Origin of the sequence: Streptomyces lydicus, assembly GCF_001729485.1 — a bacterium.
In the GTDB taxonomy this organism is placed as follows: Bacteria; Actinomycetota; Actinomycetes; order Streptomycetales; family Streptomycetaceae; genus Streptomyces; species Streptomyces lydicus_D.
Genome location: NZ_CP017157.1, coordinates 4,896,861 through 4,912,874 on the forward strand (window position 1 = coordinate 4,896,861; position 16,014 = coordinate 4,912,874).

At 72.4% G+C, this 16,014-nt stretch carries 14 protein-coding genes; 8 read left to right on the forward strand and 6 right to left on the reverse strand.

Features of this window, described 5'->3' with window-relative positions:
* The first annotated feature begins 3 nt into the window (after nucleotides 1–3).
* The 5 genes from SL103_RS21355 to SL103_RS21375 all read left to right on the forward strand — a co-directional run bounded on the left by SL103_RS21355 (nucleotide 4) and on the right by SL103_RS21375 (nucleotide 8,392).
* On the forward strand, nucleotides 4–873 hold the full coding sequence (locus tag SL103_RS21355; RefSeq protein ID WP_069570574.1) for a carbohydrate ABC transporter permease: 870 nt from the start codon (nucleotides 4–6) through the stop codon (nucleotides 871–873).
* Nucleotides 870–1,796, forward strand: a complete 927-nt coding sequence (locus SL103_RS21360) for a carbohydrate ABC transporter permease (protein ID WP_244303996.1) — start codon at nucleotides 870–872, stop codon at nucleotides 1,794–1,796. The genes SL103_RS21355 and SL103_RS21360 overlap by 4 nt, the downstream gene beginning before the upstream one ends.
* Nucleotides 1,797–1,842: 46 nt before the next feature.
* Nucleotides 1,843–3,165: a glycoside hydrolase 5 family protein gene (locus SL103_RS21365; protein ID WP_069570575.1), complete on the forward strand. Its 1,323-nt coding sequence runs from the start codon at nucleotides 1,843–1,845 to the stop codon at nucleotides 3,163–3,165.
* The gene (locus SL103_RS21370; RefSeq protein ID WP_069570576.1) at nucleotides 3,162–5,252 is read left to right on the forward strand and encodes an endo-beta-N-acetylglucosaminidase; all 2,091 of its coding nucleotides are present in this window, start codon (nucleotides 3,162–3,164) and stop codon (nucleotides 5,250–5,252) included. Before SL103_RS21365 ends, SL103_RS21370 begins: the two co-directional genes overlap by 4 nt.
* Before the next feature lie 65 nt (nucleotides 5,253–5,317).
* Entirely contained in the window at nucleotides 5,318–8,392 is a 3,075-nt protein-coding gene (locus SL103_RS21375; RefSeq protein ID WP_069570577.1) for an alpha-mannosidase, read from the forward strand.
* Between the two features lie 58 nt (nucleotides 8,393–8,450).
* Here the strand turns inward: SL103_RS21375 and SL103_RS21380 are convergent, their stop codons facing one another.
* A complete protein-coding gene (locus tag SL103_RS21380) occupies nucleotides 8,451–8,756 on the reverse strand; it encodes a hypothetical protein (RefSeq protein WP_069570578.1) in 306 nt (101 codons plus the stop codon).
* 229 nt (nucleotides 8,757–8,985) lie between these two features.
* Between SL103_RS21380 and SL103_RS21385 the strand changes: the two genes are divergently transcribed.
* From SL103_RS21385 to SL103_RS21395, 3 genes are all read left to right on the forward strand, one after another.
* A complete protein-coding gene (locus tag SL103_RS21385; RefSeq protein ID WP_069570579.1) occupies nucleotides 8,986–10,011 on the forward strand; it encodes an alpha/beta hydrolase in 1,026 nt (341 codons plus the stop codon).
* A gap of 103 nt (nucleotides 10,012–10,114) precedes the next feature.
* Nucleotides 10,115–10,309 carry an antitoxin gene (locus SL103_RS21390; protein WP_069570580.1) on the forward strand — a complete coding sequence of 65 codons (195 nt, stop codon included), beginning with the start codon at nucleotides 10,115–10,117 and terminating at the stop codon, nucleotides 10,307–10,309.
* A gap of 67 nt (nucleotides 10,310–10,376) precedes the next feature.
* Nucleotides 10,377–10,955, forward strand: coding sequence for a GNAT family N-acetyltransferase (locus SL103_RS21395; protein WP_069570581.1), 579 nt, complete (start codon nucleotides 10,377–10,379; stop codon nucleotides 10,953–10,955).
* Nucleotides 10,956–11,042: 87 nt separating this feature from the next.
* On the opposite strand, the gene SL103_RS21400 is transcribed toward SL103_RS21395, so the two are convergent.
* From SL103_RS21400 to SL103_RS21420, 5 genes are all read right to left on the reverse strand, one after another.
* Nucleotides 11,043–11,246, reverse strand: a complete 204-nt coding sequence (locus tag SL103_RS21400) for a cold-shock protein (protein WP_033269047.1) — start codon at nucleotides 11,244–11,246, stop codon at nucleotides 11,043–11,045.
* A gap of 293 nt (nucleotides 11,247–11,539) precedes the next feature.
* Nucleotides 11,540–12,781, reverse strand: a complete 1,242-nt coding sequence (locus tag SL103_RS21405; RefSeq protein ID WP_079146275.1) for a D-alanyl-D-alanine carboxypeptidase family protein — start codon at nucleotides 12,779–12,781, stop codon at nucleotides 11,540–11,542.
* A gap of 102 nt (nucleotides 12,782–12,883) precedes the next feature.
* Nucleotides 12,884–13,753, reverse strand: coding sequence for an endonuclease I family protein (locus SL103_RS21410; RefSeq protein WP_244303997.1), 870 nt, complete (start codon nucleotides 13,751–13,753; stop codon nucleotides 12,884–12,886).
* 222 nt (nucleotides 13,754–13,975) lie between these two features.
* Nucleotides 13,976–15,211: an MFS transporter gene (locus SL103_RS21415; protein WP_069570582.1), complete on the reverse strand. Its 1,236-nt coding sequence runs from the start codon at nucleotides 15,209–15,211 to the stop codon at nucleotides 13,976–13,978.
* Nucleotides 15,212–15,348: 137 nt separating this feature from the next.
* Entirely contained in the window at nucleotides 15,349–15,981 is a 633-nt protein-coding gene (locus SL103_RS21420) for a class I SAM-dependent methyltransferase (RefSeq protein ID WP_069570583.1), read from the reverse strand.
* Nucleotides 15,982–16,014: the final 33 nt, after the last annotated feature.

Below are 16,014 nucleotides of genomic sequence, written 5' to 3' on the forward strand. Positions count from 1 at the left end.
ACCGTGAGAACGCACCGTTCCGCCAGTCCGTGGCTCTTCCTGGCGCCCGGGCTCCTGGTGGTCGCCGCCTTCAGTCTCTATCCCTTCCTCAGCACCGTGGCGCACTCGTTCACCGACGCCCGGACCCTGACCGAGGGGCGGTTCACCGGCGGCGCCAATTACCGGGAGCTGATCCAGGACGCCATGTTCTGGACCGGGCTGCGCAACAGCGTGCTCTACGTCCTCGGGGTCGTCCCGCTGCTGGTGGTCCTCCCGCTGCTGCTGGCGATGCTGGTGCAGCGGCAGATCCCCGGGATCACCTTCTTCCGGGCCGCGTTCTACACGCCGGTGGTCGCCTCCGTCGTCGTGGTGGGGCTGATCTGGGTGTGGCTGCTCGACGACCGGGGGCTGATCAATGCGCTGCTCGACGGTCTGGGCTTCGGCAGGGCCGGCTTCCTCAGCGATCCGTGGCTGCTGCTGTTCAGCGCGATGACGGTCACGGTCTGGAAGGGCCTCGGCTACTACATGATCATTTATCTGGCGGCGCTGGCGAACGTCCCCCGGGAACTGCACGAGGCATGCGCGGTCGACGGCGCCGGAGCGGTGCGCCGCTTCCTGACCGTCACGGTGCCCGCGGTGCGCCCGACGATGGTGCTGGTGGCCGCGCTCTCCGCGGTCAACGCCTTCAAGGTGTTCTCCGAGGTCTATCTGATGGCCGGTCCGACCGGCGGCCCCGGCGGGGAGGACACCACCTTGGTGATGCTCGTGCAGCAGGTCGGCACCGGCCTCAGCGGCCGGGTCGGCTACGCCTCCGCGCTCTCCGTCGTGGTGTTCGTGATCACGCTCGGGCTGATGCTGCTGGTGCTCCGCGCGAACCGCAGGGAGGACGCATGAGCGAGCGCGTCATGGCACGCCCCGTGCGGGCGCGGGGCCGGGCGGAGCGGGAGGACGGCACGCCCGCCGCCGTGCCGCGGGGGCGGCGGGCCGGGCGGCGGCCGCCGCGGTGGTCGCTGCTGCTGCGCTACCTGCTGCTGCTCGCGGTGCTGGCGCTGACCGTAGGACCATTCCTCTGGCAGCTGTCCACCTCGCTCAAGGGCCCCGGTGAGGACATCTACCGCTATCCGCCGAGCCTGGTGCCGCACCGGGCCACCCTCGCCAACTACGGCGAGGTGGCCCGGATCATCCCGGTGTGGGACTTCGCGCTGAACTCGCTGAAGGTGGCCGCCGCCAATGCGGTCACCAACTGCGCGGGGGCGGCGCTGGCCGGCTACGCGCTGGCCCGGATGCGCTTCCGGGGCCGCCGGGCCGCGCTGGTCGTGTTCGTCATGGCGATGCTGGTGCCGGTCGAGTCCATCATGATCGCCCAGTTCGTGACGATGCGGGAGCTCCAGCTCAACAACACCCTGCTCGGCGTGGTGCTGCCCGGCTGCATCGGCGGGATGAACGTGCTGCTGATGCGGAACGCCTTCGCCGGCCTGCCGTACGAGGTCGAGGAGGCGGCGTTCGTCGACGGCGCCAACGCGTGGCAGCGGTTCGTCCGGATCGCCCTGCCGTCGGTCAAGGGCACCCTCGCGGTCGTGGCGATCTTCGCCTTCATGGGGGCCTGGGACGACTTCCTGTGGCCGCTGATCGTGCTGAGCGACCAGTCGAAGTTCACCCTGACCATCGGCCTGAACTTCCTGCACGGCACCTTCGCGGACAACCAGCGGCTGGTCGCGGCCGGCACCGTCATCGCCGTCCTCCCGCTGATCGTGCTGTTCGCCTGTCTGCAGCGCTACTTCTTCCGCGGCGTCGGTGAGGGCGCCGTCAAGGGCTGAGCCCGCCCGGTACGCGCCCGCACCCGCCCCGACCCACAGGAGCCCCATGCGATTCGGCGTCAACTACACCCCCACCCAGGGCTGGTTCCACCACTGGCTGGACTTCGACGCGGACTCCGTACGTGCCGACCTCGACTCCATAGCCGGTCTCGGCCTGGACCACATCCGGGTCTTCCCGCTCTGGCCGCTCTTCCAGCCCAACCGGACGCTGATCCGGCCGCGCGCCGTGGAACAGCTGGTGGAGCTGGCGGACGCGGCCGCCGAACGCGGGCTGGACGTCAACGTCGACGGACTGCAGGGCCATCTGTCGAGCTTCGACTTCCTGCCCGCGTGGACCACGACCTGGCACCGCCGCAACCTCTTCACCGACCCGGACGTACTGGCCGGGCAGCAGGAGTATCTGCGGACGCTGGCGGCCGCGCTCGCCGACCGGCCCAACTTCCTCGGGATGACGCTCGGCAACGAGATCAACCAGTTCTCCGACGGCCCGCACCCGGACCCCGACCGCATCACCGCCGCGCAGGCCACCGCCTGGCTGGAGCGGATGCTGGCGGCCTGCGAACGGGGCGCGCCGGGCCGGACGCATCTGCACGCCGCCTACGACGCCGCCTGGTACCGCGACGGGCACCCCTTCACCCCCGCCCAGGCGGCCCGACTGGGCGCGGTCACCGCCGTGCACTCCTGGGTGTTCAACGGCACCGCGCAGCGGCACGGCCCGACGGGCACCGCCACCGAGCAGCACGCCGCCTACCTCATCGAGCTGTCGAAGGCGTGGGCCGAGGACCCGCACCGCCCGGTGTGGCTCCAGGAGGTCGGCGCCCCCGCGCCGCACATCCCCGAGGAGCGGGCGGCGGGCTTCACCGAGGCCACCGTGACCCACGCCCTGGACTGCCCGGACCTGTGGGGCGTGACCTGGTGGTGTTCGCACGACGTCGCACGGTCGCTCGCGGACTTCCCGGAGCTGGAATACGGGCTGGGGCTGCTCGGCAACGACCGTACGGTCAAACCGGCGGGCCGGGCCATCGCGGCGCTGGCCGAGCAGTGGCGCGGCCGGCGGCACCGGCCGGCGGTCCGCGGCACCGCGCTGGTCGTCGACGCCGGCGAGGCCGGGACCGCGCCTGGGCGGTCGGTGTGCGCGCCCGGCGGCCCGGTCTTCGAGTCCTGGGCCGAGCTCGCCGCCGAGGGCGTCCGGCCGGCCCTCGTACTGGCCGAACGCGCCACCGACGCGGCGCACCTGGCGTCCCGTGGCATCACCGCGGTCCTGACTCCCGACGAGGTCGGGGGCGCCGCTGGGCGCCGCGGGGCGTCCGCTCCCGCGGGCCCGCGCCCGTCGTCACCGTCCGTCCCCCCTCGGAGGAGCGCCTCATGAACCGGCAACCGTCGCCCGTCCCCCGCCGTCGTGTGCTGCTGGCCGGGGCGGGCGCCGCGGCCGCCCTGGCCGGACCGTCCCTCGGGGCCTCCGCCGCCCGGGCCGCCGGCCGGCACCGGCCCCGCGCCGCGGACTCCCTGCAGCCCTACGCCTCGTACTGGTTCCCCGATTCGCTGCCGTCGGGCACCCCCGGAGACGGCATCACCTGGCGCAGCCTCGCGGCCTGGCAGCCCGGGACCGACCGGGACCTGGCGTTCAACCGGGCGACGGTGCCGCTCGCCCCGCGTTTCACGCCCGTCCCGGCGAACACCACCGCCCGCGCCGGGCAGGCCAGGATCAGCGCGCTGGCGGCCTTCGACCACACCGCGGGCAACCCGTCGCAGGGTTCGGCGAGCGCGGACACCTACGCGCCGACCCACTGGGCGCTCCTCGACGAGCTGGTCTTCTGGGGCGGTTCCGCCGGCGAGGGGCTGATCCTGGCGCCGAACGCCCCGCTGGTCGACGCCGCGCACCGCAACGGCGTCCCCGTACTGGGCACCGTCTTCCTGCCGCCGGTCGCCTACGGCGGGCAGCTGCGCTGGACCCGTGACCTGGTGCGCAAGGACGCGGCGGGGCGTTTCCCGCTGGCCGCGAAGCTGGTGCAGGTCGCGACGGTGTACGGCTTCGACGGCTGGTTCGTCAATGCGGAGACCGGGGGCGGGGACGCCGCGCTGGCCGCGGACATGCAGGCGTTCCTGCGGGCGCTGCGCACCGCGGGCGCCGGCCACGGCTTGCGGGTCACCTGGTACGACGCGATGAACCGGACCGGGCAGGTCGGCTGGCAGGGCGCGCTCGACGACCTCAACCGGCCGTTCTTCCAGGACGCTTCCGGGCCGGTCGCCGACAGCCTGTTCGTGGACTTCCGCTGGAGCGCCCGGTCGCTCGCGGACTCCGGGCGGCTCGCCGAGCAACTGGGGCGCAGCCGCTACGAGTTGTGGGCCGGTGTCGATGTCGAGTCGGCAGGCTGGGACACCGCTACGGACTGGGACGCGATCCTCCCCGAGGGCCGGGACCAGGTCGTCTCGTTCGGCTTCTACCGTCCCGAGTGGACCCTCCAGCACCTGCCGGCGGGACGCACCCCGGGCCAGTTCCACGCCGCGGACGACCGGTTCTGGGCGGGCGGGGGCGCGGCTCCGGCGGCGCCCGGCGGGGCGGGCGGCTGGCGGGCACCGGCCACCGCGGTCGCCGACCGCTCGACGCTCACCGCGCTGCCCTTCGCCAGCAGCTTCAACACCGGGCACGGCCTGCGCTGGTACGAGGCCGGCAAGGTCACCTCCGAGGCCCCCTGGAGCCATCTCGGCCTGCAGGACCGGCTGCCGCCGCGGCGCTGGGTGGTGCACACCGAGGGGCAACTCCCGGTCGTCTCATGGGACTTCGACGACGCCTGGCGGGGCGGCAGCAGTCTGCTGGTGCGCGGCGCCCTCGACGCACCGGCCACGCTGGAGCTGTTCCCCGCCCGGCTGCCGGCCGGTGCCGCCACGGTCCTCGACCTCACCCACCGGCTCGATCCGGACTCCGGCCCGGTGACCGTCGAGGTGGCGGTCGCGACCCGGCCGGCGCCGGCACCGGGCCGGCCCGCACCATACGTCCACCTGCCGGCCGGGACCCTTCAGCCGGGCGGCGGCTGGCGCACCGACACCGTACGGCTCGGCCCGCTCGGCTCCGGCACGCTGCACGCGCTGGGCGTACGGCTGACCGGGCGCGGCGGGACGGCGTTGGCCTGGCGGCTGGGGGCGCTCGCGGTGCACGACGGCCCGGTGTCCCCGGCCGCCCCCGGTGGGCTGCGGATCACCGACACCGCCGCCGCCGACGGCGCGGTCTCGGTGCGGCTGACCTGGCGCCGCGCGGACGGCCCGGTGCGTCACTACGAGGTCCACCGCCGGCTCCCGGACGGCAGCCGCCGCTTCCTCGGCGGCACCTGCGGCACGGCCCTGTACGTACCGGGACTGCGGCGCGCCGGGGCGGAGCCGGCCGCCGCGATCGAGGTACGCGCCGTGCACGAACTGTTCACCGCCTCGGAGCCGGCCCGCGTCCAACTCCCCTGGTAGGCAAGGGCAACGCCCTCCTCCCTCACCACTGCCCGTACCACCCCCGACGTTACGGAGCCCCTGCCGTGCACGACGACCGCGCACTGATCGAAGCCCGCCTCAAGCGGGTCCTGGACGAGCGCATCCGGCCCGCGCTGTACCCGGAGTCGGTTCCCCTGGAGGTCGCGGCCTGGGTCGCGCCGGGCGTCGGCTCCCCCGGCGGGGAGCCGGGGGCCCCCGGAACCGTGCCGGTGGCCGAGGGCCTGGCCGCCGCGCACACCCCCGTGGCGGTGGGGGACGCCTGGGGCGCGCCCTGGGGCACGACCTGGTTCAAGGTGACTGGTGAGGTGCCGGCGGAGTGGGCGGGGCGCACCGTCGAGGCGGTGCTGGACCTGGGCTTCGACGAGCGGATGCCGGGCTTCCAGTGCGAGGCGCTGGTGCATCTGCCCGACGGCACCCCGGTGAAGGCGATCAATCCGCGCAACCAGTGGGTGCGGGTGGGGGCGCCGGTGCGCGGTGGCGAGCGGGTCGAGTGGCATCTGGAGGCCGCTTCCAATCCCGTCATCCTCGATGTCCATCCGTTCCTGCCGACCCCGCTGGGCGACCCGGAGACGGCGGGCAGCGAGCCGCAGTACCGGCTGGCGCGGATGGATCTGGCGGTGTTCGACACCGAGGTGTGGGAGCTGATCCTGGACCTGGAGGTGCTGGGCGAGCTGATGGTGGAGCTCCCGGTGGACGGCCCGCGGCGCTGGGAGGTGCTGCGGGCGGTGGGCCGGGCGCTGGACGCGGTGGACCTGCAGGACGTCAACGCGACGGCGCGGGCGGCACGGGCGGAGCTGCGGGCGGTGCTGGCGGCGCCCGCGGGGGCCTCCGCGCACCGGATCAGCGCGGTGGGCCACGCGCACATCGACTCGGCGTGGTTGTGGCCGCTGCGGGAGACCGTGCGGAAGGTGGCGCGTACGACGTCCAACATGACGGCGCTGCTGGCGGACGAGCCGGAGTTCGTCTACGCCATGTCGCAGGCGCAGCAGTACGCCTGGATCAAGGAGCACCGGCCCGAGGTGTACGCCAAGGTCAAGAAGGCGGTCGCGGAGGGGCGGTTCGCGCCGGCCGGCGGGATGTGGGTGGAGTCGGACACCAATATGCCCGGATCGGAGGCGATGGCCCGGCAGTTCGTGCACGGCAAGCGGTTCTTCCTGGAGGAGTTCGGCGTCGAGAACGACGAGGCGTGGCTGCCGGACACCTTCGGTTTCGCCGCCGGGCTGCCGCAGATCATCCGGGCGGCGGGCTCGAAGTGGCTGCTGACGCAGAAGATCTCGTGGAGCCAGATCAACGCCTTCCCGCACCACACCTTCCGCTGGGAGGGCATCGACGGCACCCGGATCTTCACCCACTTCCCGCCGGTGGACACCTACAACTGCCAGATGGCGGGGCGCGAGATCGCCCATGCGGCACGCAATTTCAAGGACAAGGGCGTGGCCCGCCACTCGCTGGCGCCGACCGGCTGGGGCGACGGCGGCGGGGGCACCACCCGCGAGATGATCGCCAAGGCCCGCCGGCTGCGCGATCTGGACGGCTCGGCGACGGTGCGGTGGGAGCGGCCCGCGGACTTCTTCGCGAAGGCCGAGGCGGAGTACCCGAACGCGCCGGTGTGGGTGGGTGAGCTGTATCTGGAGCTGCACCGGGCGACGCTGACGAGCCAGGCGCGGACCAAGCGGGGCAACCGGCGCAGCGAGCAGCTGCTGCGGGAGGCCGAGCTGTGGTCGGCGACGGCTGCCGTGGCCGCCGGTCACCCGTATCCGTACGCGGAGTTGGACCGGCTCTGGAAGACCGTGCTGCTCCACCAGTTCCATGACATCCTGCCCGGTTCGTCCATCGCGTGGGTGCACCGTGAGGCGGAGCGGACCTATGCGGCGGTCGCCGCCGAGCTGGAGGGGATCATCGCGGGCGCCCTGGCGGCGCTGGCCGGCGGCGGCAGCGAGGAGCTGGCGGTGAACTCGGCGCCGCACCCGCGCGGCGGGGTCCCGGCGGGGGCGGTGGCGGCGCCGCTGGCCGACGGTCCCGAGGTGACCGCCGCGCCCCGCGACGGCGGCGGGTTCACGCTGGCCAACGGGCTGCTGCGGATCGGGATCGACGCCCGTGGCCTGGTGGTCTCCGCGTACGACTGCGCCGCCGGGCGGGAGGTGGTGGCGCCCGGCGAGGCGGCGAACCTGCTGCAGATCCACCCGGACTTCCCGAACATGTGGGACGCCTGGGACGTGGATTCCTTCTACCGCAACGTCGTCACCGATCTGACGGACACGGACGAGGTCGCGCTCGGCGAGGTGACCGGCGGGGCGGCGACGGTGCGGGTGGTCCGCAGCTTCGGTGAGTCCCGGGTGGTGCAGTCGCTGACGCTGGCCCGCGGGCAGCGGCGGCTGGACATCGACACCGAGGTCGACTGGCACGAGACGGAGAAGTTCCTCAAGGCGGCGTTCCCGCTGGACGTGCACGCCGAGCGGTATGCCGCGGAGACCCAGTTCGGGCACCTGTACCGCCCCACCCACACCAACACCAGCTGGGAGGCGGCCAAGTTCGAGGCGTGCGCGCACCGCTTCGTGCACGTCGCGGAGCCGGGCTGGGGCGTCGCCCTGGTCAATGACGCCACCTACGGCCATGACGTCACGCGTACGGTGCGGGAGGACGGCGACCGGGGCACCACCACGACCGTACGGCTCTCCCTGCTGCGTGCCCCGCGCTTCCCCGACCCGGAGACCGACCAGGGCCGGCACGTCTTCCGGTACGCGCTGGTGCCCGGCGCGGACCTCGGGGACGCGGTCCGCGAGGGCCATCGCATCAACCTGCCCGAGCGGCGGATCACCGGCGCCCGGACGGTGGCTCCGCTGGTCACGGTCGGCAATGACGCGACGGTGGTCACCGCGGTCAAGCTGGCCGACGACGCGAGCGGCGATGTGGTCGTCCGTCTGCACGAGGCGCTCGGCGGGCGGGCGGTCACCGCGGTGACCGCCGGGTTCGAGGTGGCGGACGCGGTCACCACCGATCTGCTGGAGCGGCCGACGGACGACGGGCCGGCGCTCGAACGCGACGGCAGCACCGTCCGGATGCGGCTGCGTCCGTTCCAGATCGTGACGCTGCGACTGAGCCGGGCGGGCGACCGCTAGCGGCCGGGGACCGGACGGGACCGCGGGGCCTGACGGAGGCGCCCCTAGGGGTGTCTCCCTAGGCCCTGGGGCGCCCCGGCCGGAACCGGGCGTCGGGGCAGGTGTCGCGGCGCCGCTCCCGCCCGCCCCCGCGTCCGGCCCGCCGGTCGCGGCCGGTGTCCGGCACCCGGCCCCGGGCGGGGGCGCACCCCGCTTCCCGGCCGGGGTCACGGCTCGGGTCCAGGCCGAGCATGTCCATCAGCAACGTCAGATCCTCGGCGTCCCGGGCACGGCCGGCCAGCGCCTTCCTGGCGAGCCGTCGTTCCTCGTCACACGGCGCGGCGCGGGGCGCGGCGCCATCGGCACTGCGGTGTTCATCGGTCACCGCTGCATTCTCGGCCGGACCTCCGTGGCGTGCCCGTCGAGCGGGCCATTGGGCTCCGACGGGAACGCGACGGCACGCGTTGCGCCGGACGGGTGAGCCGGATCGCTGGCCCTAGGATCACGGACAGCGCCCGCCCACCGGCAAGGGCCGACGAAACCAGGGAACCACCGCGAGCAGATTTCCCTCTTTATGGGCACTTGCACCTTGGTCCCCCTTCGCGGAGTCACCGTTGAAACATCCCTGTTCCGTCGCGCTCGCGGCCACCCTCGTCACCCTCTGCGCGCTGCTCACCGGCTGTTCCGACGCCGGGAAAGCGGTCGACTTCAACGCCGGCGCGAAGGGCGACGGCAGCACGCGGACCCAACCCGTCGACGGCGACACCCGCATGCCGACCGGCCCCCGGAGCGACTTCCGCATCACCCGGACCCTGGACGACGGCACCCATATAGCGCGCACGACGCTGAAGGGCACGAAGTCCGGTGTCACCGGAAGCGTCTGGGTGTGGGCCCCGAAGGAGTACCAGGAGGCGAAGTACGCCAAGAGCGGGTTCCCGGTGCTGATAGCGCTGCCCGGCGGGCTGGGCAGCCCGAAGGAGCCGGGCGGCGTCACCAACTACTGGGTCGGCGGCGACATCGAGCTGCAGGAGAACCTCACGAAGTGGACGGCGGAGGGCAAGAGCCTGCCGTTCATCGTGGTGATGCCGATGCTGAATCCGGACACCCGGTATCACGACGGCAGCGACATCCCGGGCCAGCAGAAGATGGGCACCTGGCTGACCGAGGACGTGGTGAACCTGGCGAAGGCCAACTTCCGTACGTTCGCGTCCCGGGACGGCTGGGCCTTCATGGGCTCGTCGTCGGGCGGTTTCGCCGGTCTGAAGTCCGTCCTCAAGTACCCGGACCGGTTCAAGGCGGCGATAGCCAGCGGGCCGGACCTCGCACCGGACTCCCCGCTGTGGGCCGGCCACCGGGCCGAGAAGGACGCCAACGACCCGGGGAAGCTCGCCCGCGGACTGCTGCGCAAGGGCGGCCCGGACGTCTACCTCGCCTTCCAGGCCGGCACCAGGGAATCCCCCGCCGTCACCACCGCGATACAGCATTTCCGCACCGCGTACGGCAAGGGCCCGATCCACACCGCCCTGCGGCTGATACCGGGCGGCCGGCACAACGCCTGGGACTACCAGAAGGGCATGGCCGCCGGCTCGATGAAGTTCATCAGCGACCAGCTGAAGGGCCCGGTGGCGAGCAGTTCCTGAACCGCTCCCCCGCGCCCCGGCGGCGCCCCCGGCCCGCAGATGCAGATCACCTTGTGGGGGGCGATGCTGGAGGCGTGGGGGACCGTGGTGAGGAGGACCGCCCATGTCCATGATGGACAAGCTCAAGCACATGCTGAAGGGTCACGAATCCCAGACCGACAAGGGCATCGACAAGGCCGGCGACATGGTCGACGAGCGGACCCAGGGCAAGTACAAGGGTCAGGTCGACACCGCCCAGGACAAGCTCCGGGACCAGTTCGGCGGCGGGCGGGGCGAGGACCGGCCCCCGCAGACCTGAGCCGACGGCCCGAGCGGCGGTCCTCGGCCGCCGCTCCCCCGTCCGGCGCACCGCGTACGCTGTTCGGATGACGATCGCACCGTCCGCCCGGTTGACGCCCGACGTCCTGATGCGTCTCCCGGTGCCGGCGGACGCCGCGCCACTCGCCAGGGCCTACCAGCGCAGTCGTGACCATCTCCGCCCCTGGGAGCCGGACCGGAGCGAGTCCTTCTTCACGCCCGCCGGGCAGACGGAGCGGCTGCAGGGACTGCTCGCGGAGTGGACCGCGGGCCGGGCCGTGCCGTGGGTACTGGTCCGCCCGTCCGAAGGGGACGCGGCGGAGTCCGACGTCGTCGGTGCGGTCACCCTCAGCGGCATCACCCGCGGACCGATGTGCAGTGCCTCTCTCGGCTATTGGATAGACGCCGGACAGGTGGGCCGCGGGCTGGCCTCCGCCGCGGTACGGGCGGTGTGCGCCCTCTCGGACACCGCGCTGGGCCTGCACCGACTGCAGGCCGGCACGCTGCTGGACAACGTCGCCTCGCAGCGGGTGCTGACCAAGTGCGGTTTCACCGCCTTCGGCACCGCCGAGCGCTACCTCCACATCAACGGCGCCTGGCGCGACCACCGTCTCTTCCAGAAGATCCTCAACGACCGCCGGCCGTGACGGCCGGCCGGGTGGGCCGGTGCCGCGCCGCATGCGTCGGCGCCCGCTCCCCCGGCAGGGAACGGGCGCCGACGCGGGTGGGGCGGACTAGGCCGGACGGATCTTCTCCGCCTGCGGGCCCTTGTGTCCCTGGGTGACCTCGAAGGTCACCTTCTGCCCCTCCTGGAGCTCGCGGAAGCCGGTCGCGTCGATGTTGGAGTAGTGCGCGAAGACATCGGCACCGCCGCCGTCCTGGGCGATGAAACCGAAGCCCTTTTCCGAGTTGAACCACTTCACCGTGCCGGAAGCCATGTACGTCTCCTTCGTTCAATGGGCTCGAATCGGCTTCCGCACGCTGCGGAACCCGGAGGTGATCGCCTGGCCCGGACACGCACCGCACAGCAAGAACGCCCGTGAATGCGACACGGGCGCCCGGTACTTCGGAACCACGACAGCTGATCAGGACGCTACACCGCGGAACGCCCGGCGGGCCGCACAACCGTGGCTGACGCGTCGCCCTTCACCGGGCAAGGCCATCGGATGTCCTCCGTATCCCTGACCGATCGGACATCCGTACGACCACCGGTGGGTGCGGCCGGGTGAGTTCAGTCGGACTCCTCGGCCGCTGCCCCGCGGGGCTTGCGCCGGCGCCGCCACAGGCCGGTGCCGAGCCCGGCGACCGCGATGACCCCGACGGCCGCGGCCGCGGAGAGCAGCCACCGCTGGCGCGTCCCGGCATCTGCCCGTGCCGCGACGGGGGCCTTGTGCAGCGCGGTCGGCGCGTCCGGCCGGTGGGCGACGCGCTGGAGGTCCGCCAGCCGGTCACCGGGCGCCAGGGTGGGGAGCATGCCGACGGCGGCAGCCCGGGGCGCCGCGGCGAACCCCCAGTCCAACAGGGCGCGGGTCTCCTCGTAGACGGCGTTCCGGCCGCCGGACTGCGGGTTCATGACGGTGACCAGCAGGGTGCGCCCGGCGCGCCGGGCCGCGGCGATGAGGGTGTTGCCGGCGTGCGTGGTGTAGCCGTTCTTCACCCCGATCAGGCCGTCGTACGGGCGGACGCCGTGCGAGCCGACCAGCAGCCGGTTGGTGTTCTGGATGCCGAACGCGTCCGGCCCGCCCTCCTGCGGCAGCTCCGCCCGCTTCGTCGAGGCGAACCGCGCGAAGTCCGGGTTGGTCAGACCGGCCTGGCCGAAGAGCGTCAGGTCGTAGGCGGAGGAGAACTGCCCCGGCGTGTCGAAGCCGTCCGCGGACGCGACCCTGGTGTCGCGGGCGCCGAGCCGCCGCGCGGTCTCCTGCATGTCGTCGATGGTCTTGTTCCAGCCGCCGTTCATGCTGGCCAGGGTGTGCACGGCGTCGCTGCCCGAGCTGAGGAACACGCCGTGCCACAGGTCGGCGACGTGGTACGGCACCTCCTCCTTGAGCCCGGCCATCGAACTTCCCGACTCGATGCCGGCCAGGTCCTCCAGGGAGACGGTGTGCACCTGCCGCTGGGAGAACTTCGGCAGCACGGTCACCGCGAAGAGGGTCTTGAGCGTGCTGGCGGGCGGCAGCGGCCGGTGGACGTCCTTGGCGGCCAGGACCTTGCCGCTTTGCATGTCCGTCACCATCCACGACAGCGCGGAGACGTCCGGCGGCTCGGGCACGCCGTCCCGGGGCTGGAACTGCACACCGTGCCGGTCCAGCCGGTTCCCGGCGTCGCCCGGCTCGGCCAGGTGCGTACCGGGCCGCAGATCGTCGACGCCGTGCGGGCCGTCGGCGAGCGCCGGTCCGGCAGCGGCCAGCAGGCTCGCGGCACAAACGGTGGCCGCGGTAACGGCCCTGACGGGGACCCAACTCACGCTCGACATGAGCCCCACGCTAAGAACGACCGCGGCCGCCCGCCGGTTGACGTACTCCATCCGATGTCCGGCCGCCGCGGCGGTGCGCCCGCCGGGGCGGCCGGCCGTCCGCTACCAGATCTCGTTGACCCACTCGGGGTGGTCGACGAACGGGTTCCGGTTGTGCTGGTACTTGTCGAAGATCACCTGGTTGCGCCGCTTCTCGAAGGCCGAGGGCGGGTCCTGCCGGCTCCACTCCTTCAGGACGGAGATCCGGCCGATGTTCGGTTTGCTGCCGTTGCCGACCGTGTCGTTGGGCTCCAGGTCGGGGAAGCCGTCGCCGCCGTCGTAGCGGACCGCCATGTAGAGGATCATGCGGGCCACGTCGCCCTTGTCCGCGTCGCGGGGCTCGAAGGAGTCGCCGTCGGTGTAGTTGCCCGGCGCCTCGCCGACCTCCGTGCCGCCGTTGTCGAAGTCCTTGTTGCCGCGGGTGCTGTTGACGGAGACGTCCGCCGGACGCAGGTGGTGCAGATCGGTCCCGGGGCCGGTGGCGGTACCGAAGTCGCCGTGCGACTTCGCCCAGACGTGCTCGCGGTTCCAGTCGTCCGGATCCCCGCCGTTGGAGTTCTTGCTCTGGGACTTCCCGGAATACAGCAGAATCACGTTCGCGCTGTTCGCCGGGTCCTGGTCGGTGTTCTTGAGGGCGTCCCAGACCTGGGAATAGGTCAGTTTCCCGGTCTGGGTGCTGCTGATGATCCGGTGCAGCGCGTCCTTGAGCGTCTTTCCGGTCTTTCCGACGGCGTCCTTGTAGTAGGTGTCGTCATACGCGCCGACGGATATGGACGATATGGACGCGCGGTGCGCGGCCGTCGCGCTGCCGGATGTCCGGTGTGCCGGTCCGGCGGTCGCACTCGCCGGGATCTGCGCGGCCATCGCCACCACGACGGTGACGGTGGCGAGGGCCAGCGCGCGGCCGCGGTGGGTTCTGTGGGTCTTGTCCACGAAGGGTGTCCTCTCCCCGAATTGTGGTACCGGGCGTGAAAGCTGTGGGGCACGTCCGGCACCGGCCGTCGGTTATACGGCCGCAGGCAGCTTTCCACCGCGGTAATCACCACGGTGTGAACACCAGGGGAGAGTTGTGTGTCCGCTCCGTGGCAACCACCGCATTCCCCCCACACGCACGACACACCGATGAACGGACCGTCAGGTCATGTCGACGCACTGTCATGACCGCGCCAGGCAGGCCCCCTCCGGCCCCTCCACCACCTCCGCACGGAGGGCGTTCGGCTCCGGGCCGAGCCGCCCGGGGGCGGCCGCCGAAACCGGGCCGGAGCGCCGCCGCAGGTCGGGCAGCAGGGTCAGCAGGCCGAGGGCGGCCAGCCCGGCGCCCAGCCACAACGGCGCCCGCAGACCGTAGGAGTTGATCGCCAGACCGCCGGCCGAGGACCCCACGATGACCCCGAGGGTGATGAAGGACGAATGCACGGTATTCACCAACGGCCCGGCACCGGACGCGCGTTGGACGCGGGTGACCATGGCCGGGTTCATGGTCACTCCGACCAGCCCGATTCCCGTCATGAGCAATACCGCGGGAACGGCGAGCTGAGCGAGGACGGCGAATCCGGCGAGGAAGAGGAAATTCAGTGCCAGTCCGACGAGTTGAACCACCAGCGTGTGCCGGTCCGCGAGCCGTCCGACGACGGCATTGCCGATGACCGTGGCGGCGCCGTATCCGATGAGAAGCAGCGGCACGGTTCCGGAATCGAATCCGGTGACCTCGGTCAGAATGGGGTGGAAATAGCTGAAGGCGGAGAAGGTCGCGCCAATGATCAGGGTGCTGGTCGAGAGCACCAGCCACAGCCGGGGATTCCTGAACCCGGCCAGTTCCGCACGGACGCCGCCGCCTTCCGCGCGCACCTCCCGCGGAACCCCCACGAGCGTGGCGAGCGCGGCGAGTACCGCGAGCCCCGAAATGACCCAGAACGCCGCCCGCCAGCCCAGATGTTCACCGACCACCGTCGAGAGCGGCAGCCCGAGCAGCGTGCCGAGCATCAGCCCGTTCATCGCCAGCGCGATGGCCCGGCCGCGGACCTCCGGCCGGGCCAGCCGGACGCAGAGCGAAACCGCCACGCCGAAGAACGCCTGCGAGGCCACACCGGTGACGATCCGCGCCGCCAGCATCACCCCGTAGTCCGGCGCGAGGGCGGCCAGTACGTTGCCCGCCAGGAATATCCCGAACAACAGCATCAGCGCGTGCTTCTGACGCAGCCGCAGCACGGCGAAGGCGAGGAACGGCCCGCCGGCCGACATGGCCACCGCGAAGGCGGTGATGAGATAGCCGATCTGCGGGATGCCCACCCCCAGCCCGTCCGCCATCTGCGGCATCAGCCCGGCCACCGCGAACTCGCTGGTCACCATGGCGAAGATGCCCACGGCCAGGACGTGTACGGCCCGCGGCACGCCCGGAGCCCCTTTTTTGAACCGATCGTTCCAATACATGCCCGGGACTCTAACATCGTTTTGGATCGCTGATTCCAAAATGGCGACGCGCCGAGGCCCGTCCCGGCCCGACCGGGGGTTGGCGACGAACTCCGGGTTCAGATCAGGGGTTTGTCCCACACCACCGAATAGCGCCACAGCAGATGGCGGCGGAAACGGCTGCCCGGCAGGCAGTCCCGGGCCGCCCGCCGGACCTCGCCCCAGGTCATGTCCGAGTCCTCGACCGGCATCCCCTGCGGCCCGCTCTTGCCCCCGCGGCGCCGGGCGAGGAGTCGGGCGGCGGGCACCCCCGCGCCGCTGATGCACCAGTCCAGCGGCGTCCGGTTCCTCGCCAGGCCGATGATGACGAGACGTCCGCCGGGCGCCAGCAGACCGGCCATCCGCCGGGCCGCGGCCGCGAAACCGATGTGGTGGACGACCGCCACGGCGGTGACGAAGTCGTACGCGCCCGGCCGGATTCCCTCCGCGGCCATGACGTCGGCCTCGACGAACGCGGCGTTGCGGAGCCCGGCGCCACGTGCCCGGGCCAGCCGCATCATCGCGGCGGAGCGGTCCACTCCGGTCACCTCATCGACCCGCCCGGCCAGTTCGGCGACCAGCAGGCCGTCGCCGCAGCCGATGTCCAGGGCCCGCGCACAGCCGTCCGGGACCGCGTCCAGTACGAGCCGGTGGTAGTGCACGTTGTGGTTCCAGTACGGCCGCGGCGACATCGGTCCGTCGGTGCGCGTCATCCGGTCACGGTAGCGGGGCGCCCGGCACGACCT